Origin of the sequence: Shewanella nanhaiensis, assembly GCF_019457885.1 — a bacterium.
Classification (GTDB): Bacteria; Pseudomonadota; Gammaproteobacteria; order Enterobacterales; family Shewanellaceae; genus Shewanella; species Shewanella nanhaiensis.
Genome location: NZ_JAHZST010000021.1, coordinates 66376 through 72977 on the forward strand (window position 1 = coordinate 66376; position 6602 = coordinate 72977).

6 protein-coding genes are annotated in these 6602 nt (G+C 44.7%); 5 read left to right on the top strand and 1 reads right to left on the bottom strand.

Annotation, left to right across the window (positions count from 1 at the left end; genetic code table 11):
* Positions 1–2 precede the first annotated feature (2 nt).
* Complete coding sequence (locus K0625_RS21415) at positions 3–683, bottom strand: helix-turn-helix transcriptional regulator (RefSeq protein ID WP_012322757.1); 681 nt, start codon at positions 681–683, stop codon at positions 3–5.
* A gap of 340 nt (positions 684–1023) precedes the next feature.
* Here K0625_RS21415 and K0625_RS21420 point away from each other — a divergent pair, with 340 nt between their 5' ends.
* From K0625_RS21420 to K0625_RS21440, 5 genes are all read left to right on the top strand, one after another.
* The gene (locus K0625_RS21420; RefSeq protein ID WP_012322758.1) at positions 1024–2190 is read left to right on the top strand and encodes a M24 family metallopeptidase; all 1167 of its coding nucleotides are present in this window, start codon (positions 1024–1026) and stop codon (positions 2188–2190) included.
* A 63-nt stretch (positions 2191–2253) separates the two neighbouring features.
* Positions 2254–3033, top strand: coding sequence for a maleate cis-trans isomerase family protein (locus K0625_RS21425; RefSeq protein ID WP_220111497.1), 780 nt, complete (start codon positions 2254–2256; stop codon positions 3031–3033).
* A 39-nt stretch (positions 3034–3072) separates the two neighbouring features.
* On the top strand, positions 3073–4059 hold the full coding sequence (locus K0625_RS21430; RefSeq protein ID WP_220111498.1) for a DMT family transporter: 987 nt from the start codon (positions 3073–3075) through the stop codon (positions 4057–4059).
* A gap of 82 nt (positions 4060–4141) precedes the next feature.
* Positions 4142–5113, top strand: a complete 972-nt coding sequence (locus K0625_RS21435) for a DMT family transporter (protein ID WP_220111499.1) — start codon at positions 4142–4144, stop codon at positions 5111–5113.
* Between the two features lie 30 nt (positions 5114–5143).
* A complete protein-coding gene (locus tag K0625_RS21440; RefSeq protein ID WP_220111500.1) occupies positions 5144–6298 on the top strand; it encodes a M20 aminoacylase family protein in 1155 nt (384 codons plus the stop codon).
* The last annotated feature ends 304 nt before the right edge of the window (positions 6299–6602 follow it).

The window sequence follows — 6602 nt, forward strand, 5'->3', positions numbered from 1 at the left end:
AATTAGGATTTAAATTCACGGATGTACTTGTACACCGCATGCTTGGTAATGCTTAAATGGTTAGCAACAATATTTGTTGCCTCTTTCAATTCAAAGATGCCGTTATCAAACAACACCTTAGTAATAGCTTTATTACGACCTTTTAGGTTAACGCTAGTATCTGCATCGACCTCAGATATCGCATGAGTTAACGCTTGCTCGACCACATCGCCAGCGGAAGCGCTGAAGTTCTCTGTCATATCAAAACTTTGATGCTGTGACGTGTCAGGCATCAGAGTCTTGATGATCTCCGGAAATGGGTGCGACAGGTTCATGTTGACGCAAAACATACCGATAGGCTTGCCATCTTCACCGGCGAGAATACAGGTGCTGGATTTCAGCATCTCGCCCCCCTTGTTATTACTAAAATAACTTTTAGGGGTGACCTCTCCGGTTTGCTCATAAAGGCGCAACATCTTCAGGCCAAGATCGGTAATGGGTGAGCCCTCTTTTCGGCCCGTGTGGTGCCCATTAACTATTTTGACTACTGACTGTTCAAAGTTTTCTAAAGAGTGGATAACGACTTCACAGTGAGGGCCAATCAGATCAGCCATGCTGTCAGCTAAACGAAAGTAGCCTTCCAGTAACTCACGATCCCTTGAAGTAAATTCCGTTTTGTAGGTGTGTTCTGTCGTTTTGATCATTTCAGATTACTTTTGTGAACTATAGATGCTGTTATTGTCAACGTTTTAGCTTTTTAACACAAGCCTACAATTAACTTTATGTAACTATGGGACGTTTTTTTGGGCATTTACGCAAGTTAATTTTACTAATAGTTCAATTTATTTGACTTTGGTCATGCTTTTTCTGTTTGAGTACGCTGCCTTGGTCAACAAATTTTAACTGCAAGATCTAGATCACATTTTTAAATTCTGCAAACAGTATGATGCGCAACAAGTTAACGATAGTTGACTAAAACAGGTTTCCGGTCACTTTAGTGACCTTTTGGCAAATAGGCCAGTTGTGTGGGATGTGGAGATAAAAATGAAAAGCATATTACAGCGTGGATTTACAACAGCAGAATTTGAGATGCGTGCAACTAAAGCTCAGCAGAAGATGCGTGAGTTAGAAGTTGACGCCATTCTGTTAACTACTGAGCCAAATGTGCGTTACTTTTCAGGTTTTCACACCCAGTTCTGGCACAGCCCAACTCGTCCATGGTTCCTAATCCTTCCTGCAGAAGGTAAGCCAATCGCAGTTATCCCTGAGATCGGTGCAAGCGGTATGGCGGGCACTTGGGTTGAAGATATCCACACTTGGGCTTCACCACGTCCAGATGACGACGGTATCAGTATCGTAGCTAGTGTACTGAACAGCCTACCTGCACGCTTTGGTCGTGTGGGTGCAACGCTAGGTATTGAGTCTCACCTACGTATGCCAGTGGCTAACTATTTACAGTTAACCACATTAGTAAGCAAAGAGTTCGTTGACGTATCTCTAGCTATCCATGAGTTACGCCAAGTTAAGTCAGTGGCTGAGATCGACAAGGTTCGCGAAATCTGCCGTATCACTAATGTGGGCTTCGACAAGATCCCTGGTTACGCCAAAGCGGGCATGACTGAGCGTGAGATCTGTAAGCAGTTCGGTATCGACATGCTGATGGAAGGCGCCGATGAATGTCCGTACATCATCGCAGGTTCAGGCCAAGACGGTTACGACAGCATCATCATGGGACCAACAGACCGCGTGATTGAAGATGGTGACGTACTAATCATCGACACAGGTGCGGTACGTGATGGTTACTTCTCAGATTTTGACCGTAACTGGGCATTTGGCCACGCAAGTGAGCAAACAAAAGCGGCTTACCGCGCAACGTATGAAGCAACCACTATGGGCTTCGAGGCTGCACGTCCAGGCAACACCACTTCTGATATCTACAACGCAATGTGGAAAGTACTAGAAGCGAACGGTGCATTGGGTAACGACGTGGGTCGTCTGGGTCACGGCCTAGGTATCGAGCTAACTGAGCGTCCATCAAACACAGCAACTGACAACACAGTATTAGTACCTGGCATGGTGATGACATTAGAGCCAGGTATGGTTTACGCACCGGGTAAGTCTATGGTGCACGAAGAGAATATCGTGATCACTGAAACTGGAGCTGAGTGGCTAAGCAAGCGCGCAGAACCTGAACTACTAATTATCAAATAATTTTAACAGCCATTGATCTCTCAGGAGGGGACTTGAGAGATCATCACTTAAGAGCATCTCATTATGATGAGTTTTGAAGCATTTACATCGTTTGAACAGCCGCTAGAGCATAAGCAGGCACCAAGAATTAACCGCGTACATATCGGTTTAGTGCAGTTAAGTACTGACCACAGTCTAGAGATGGACTGGGCTAAGTTATTAGGTACACAAGCAGGCGTATTTAGCTCTCGCGTCTACTACTCAAGCGAAATGACACCTGAAGCTTTAGATCAAATTGCCACTGGGATCGGTGAAGCATCTGATCTGATTGCTACTGGCCTGCCAATGGATGTGATGGCATTTGGCTGCACATCAGCTTCTATCATTATCGGCGAAGAGAAAGTTGCCTCACTATTGACTCAAAACCGTGGTGACATCCCAGCGACTAACCCATGGACAGCGGCTAAAGCATCGTTTAAACATCTGAATGCGAAGAAAATTGCGGTGTTTTCTCCATACCCAACCAGCGTTAATTACCCTCTTTACCAACAACTAACTGATGCAGACTTTGATGTTGTGACCTTAGGTTCACTAGGTATTGAGCGCGATACAGACATTACATTGGTATCTAAAGAGTCGATGTTCGCAGCCCTTGAGCTAATGCTAAAAGACTCAGACGCTGAGCTAGTGTTTATGTCATGCACCAACCTACGGGTACTCGATTATATCGAAGAGATCGAAGCCAAATTTGGTATCCCTGTTGTTTGCAGTAACTCAGCCATGTTCTGGCATGCGATGCACTTAACTGGCAAAGCCGCGATCTGTCCAGGTTACGGAAAATTACTTAATAATCAATCAGCATAAGCTGTTGACTACCGATAAAAAATTGTTGGAAGAATAATAATGTCTAATACACAGAAAGGTTGGTTGGCTGCTATTTTCGTTGGTCTATTGTGGGGTATCCCGTGGATCGTTGGTACACCTATTCTTGAGGTGATGGATCCTCAAGTGCTTGTTTGGTTACGTTATACCGTTGCCTTTATTACACTAGGTTTAATTTTCAATATCGGTCTTGCTTCTGGCAAGATGAAGAAGAAAACAGACTTTAAACTTAACTGGCAGAACCGTAATGATATCTTCTGGGCTGCATGTTGCGGCATCATAGGTCAAGGCTCATTCAGCTTCCTATCTTTCCTCTCTTTGGACTATATCACCGCCTCTGAAAACGGTGTTATCCAAGGTCTGATCCCAATTCTTATTTTGAGTGTCGGCTTCCTACGTCATAACGAACGCTTCACCGTTATGCAGATGATGTGCGCGCTAGGTGCTTTCCTAGGTGTGGCGATTCTAGTGATGGATCCACAGTCAGAAACTAACGGTTTCAACATAGGTCACCTAATCTGTTTCGGCTCAGCAGCAAGCTTTGCATGTATGGCTTACGCTCGTGCAAAACTAGCAGATAAGTACGGTTCAGTTGCGACCATGTTCCACCAATTTGTATTCGCATCACTCGGTTTTGGTCTGTATCTATTTGTTGTTGGCGCTGATTTCAGCTCTGCATTGAACGTGTTTAGCTCACCACTGCGCATCCTATGTATCGTGATCTTAGGTGTGTGTATCTCTGGTATGAGCTACCTAGTTTACATCTACGGTATGGAGCGTGTAGGTGTTGACGGTACCGGTATGGCGCTAAACCTAATGCCACTCTCCTCATTCATCCTTGCGGTATTTGCTCTAGGTGAGCAGGTGACACCGATGCGCTTAATTGCTATCGCAGTGGTTATTACCTCGATGATCGCTTTCATGAAGTTAGGCAACAAGAACAAGGCGAAAGTGGAAGAGGTTGAAGCTGAGCTGCCTATCGCACCTAAGCCATGTCGCAGCCAGTAACAGAGTTATCAAGTTATCCAAGCTAAAAAGTCAATTTCTGAGTTTGATAGAAGTTAAACAAAAATAATATAAGGCTAATGATATGACTGTAACGAATAAAGATAATCTATTGGGATGGAGCGCTGCGATAGCTGTGGCCGGGATCTGGGGAGTGACTGGGGTTGTATCTAAGCCCCTTTCAATGGCCGTTGACCCTATGACTCTAGTGTTCTTTAGGTATGTTACAGCTGTCATTGGTCTCTCTATTATCTTTATGATCACTTCAAGGTTCACGTCTTTAAGCAAAGATTTGGGATCGTCTTTGAAGATAGATAAAGGGGATATCGCTAAAATTGCCCTGTGCGGAATCATTGGGCAAGGCGTGTTTTCACTGTTTAACTTCCTATCATTGTCCCACATCGGGGCGACAGAGAATGGCGTAATACAAGGGATGCAGCCGTTTGCGACCGTGTTTTTTGGAATGATGTTCATGAACTTTAAGATGAGCAAAATTCAGTGGGGCGCATTTATCGCATCGGCGGTGTGTATCTATGCCATGAGTGTGGGGCCAACTAACCAAGTTGAGAATGGCTCCTCTGTTATGGGTTATGTCTACGTCACTTGCTCCATGTTGTCTTTAGCGTGGACAGCTCACCTTAGAGCGAGCTTAGCTGAGAAGTATGGCTCGGTTGTGTCGATGCTATATCAATATATCTCAGTGGCGGTAATGGGCATTATCCTTGTGGTTGCGATGGACTTAGATCTATCACAAATCAATATTATTTTTGCCGACCCACTTCTGCTTGGCCTGTTGATCTTCCTAGGTATGGGGATCTCAGGTGGTAGCTATTTGATTCAGCTTTACTCTTTTAAAAAGATAGGTGTAGAAAAGGCCACTATGGCCCTAAATCTGATGCCACTCGTTGGTTATATCGTTGCGGTATTGACCTTAGGTGAGCAGTTGCATCTCTCTAAAACCATTATTGTTTCGCTAATTGTAGTGGCGCTGTATGTGTTCACTAAATTCGAAGCAAAACCAGAAATAAACAAGTCACTAAAGCCACAAGAAGCTTAGTGGCTAGTTGTAAAATAAGTAGGAAAACAGATGAATATCGAACAGAAAGTTATTGAATGGCGTCACCACATTCACCAGCACCCAGAGTTTGGCACCCAGGAGCACGAGACTGCTGCATTTGTGGCAAGCAAACTGGAAGAGTTTGGTATTGAAGTGCATACAGGTATTGGCGGCACAGGTGTTGTAGGTATCTTAAAGTGTGGTGACAGTGAGCGCTCAATCGGTCTACGTGCCGACATGGATGCACTGCATATTCATGAAGAAAACACCTTCGATTACGCATCGGTAAATGAAGGCGCAATGCATGCCTGTGGCCACGACGGTCACACGGCAATGCTACTGGCTGCAGCCCATGAACTTGCGCAAACTAAGAACTTTGATGGTACGGTTTACTTCATCTTCCAACCAGATGAAGAGCGCGGCACTGGCGCTAAAGCGATGATAGCTGACGGCTTATTTACCCGCTGGAAAATCGACGGTGTTTATGCGATGCATAACCTACCAGGTATTGAAGCTGGCCACTTTGTTACGCGCCCTCACTCAGTTATGGCAAGTGAGAGTAGCTTTGAGATTGAAGTACTTGCAACCGGTGGTCACGCAGCAATGCCGCACATGGGTACTGACCCTATCGTGGTTGGTGCGCAGATCGTGACTGCAATCCAAACAATCGTATCGCGTAATCTAAGTGCAATTGATGAAACTGCGGTTATCTCGGTTACTGAGTTTGCGACTAATGGTACCGTTAACGTTATCCCAACTAAAGTGACGATTACAGGTGATACTCGTAGTTTTACCGATGGTGCGTTGCACAAGATTGAAAAAGCCCTTGAGCGCGTCGTAGCTGGCCAATGTATGTCTGCAGGTGTTGATTACACATACAAGTTTAACAACAGCTTCCTATCGACTATCAACACACCTGATGAAACTGCCTATGCGGTTCGCGCTGCGCAAACGGTTGTTGGTGAAGATAAAGTTAACGGCAGCTGCCAACCATTTACTATCAGTGAAGACTTCTCGTTTATGCTACGTGAAGCACCCGGTTGCTACATCCTAGTAGGTAACGGCGCAGGTTGTGGTTGCGGAAGCGTTGCACTACATAAGCCAACTTATGATTTTAATGACAATATCTTGCTATCTGGTTTGAGATACTGGCAGACCCTCGTAGAGCAGTGCTTGGCTAAGTAACCTGTTATAAACCATCTGCTATAAATCGCAGTGTATAGATTAAGGCTATGAGTTTAGGTTCATAGCCTTTTTTGTTTTTGTGCTTTGCTGGTAGGGGGAGCAGTCAAACTTTATTTAGCCTCATTATGGGAAGCTAAAAGTTGGTTAAGCTCATTATCTGTAAAATAGTGTCGATATTATACCAATCAGTATAAGAAGAGACTATGGCGTCAATAGCTAATTTTCAGCTTTTGGCGCCTCCCACATAACCCCCTCTCTGAGCATAGAGTTAAGTATGACCACCATTTTTCTAATGCAGGCTATG

Excerpts from the sequence above, each read along its gene's own strand:
- K0625_RS21425 (WP_220111497.1), top strand. The coding sequence starts at position 2,254 with ATGATGAGTTTTGAAGCATTTACATCGTTTGAACAGCCGCTAGAGCAT.
- K0625_RS21415 (WP_012322757.1), bottom strand. The coding sequence starts at position 683 with ATGATCAAAACGACAGAACACACCTACAAAACGGAATTTACTTCAAGG.
- K0625_RS21435 (WP_220111499.1), top strand. The coding sequence starts at position 4,142 with ATGACTGTAACGAATAAAGATAATCTATTGGGATGGAGCGCTGCGATA.
- K0625_RS21440 (WP_220111500.1), top strand. The coding sequence starts at position 5,144 with ATGAATATCGAACAGAAAGTTATTGAATGGCGTCACCACATTCACCAG.
- K0625_RS21430 (WP_220111498.1), top strand. The coding sequence starts at position 3,073 with ATGTCTAATACACAGAAAGGTTGGTTGGCTGCTATTTTCGTTGGTCTA.
- K0625_RS21420 (WP_012322758.1), top strand. The coding sequence starts at position 1,024 with ATGAAAAGCATATTACAGCGTGGATTTACAACAGCAGAATTTGAGATG.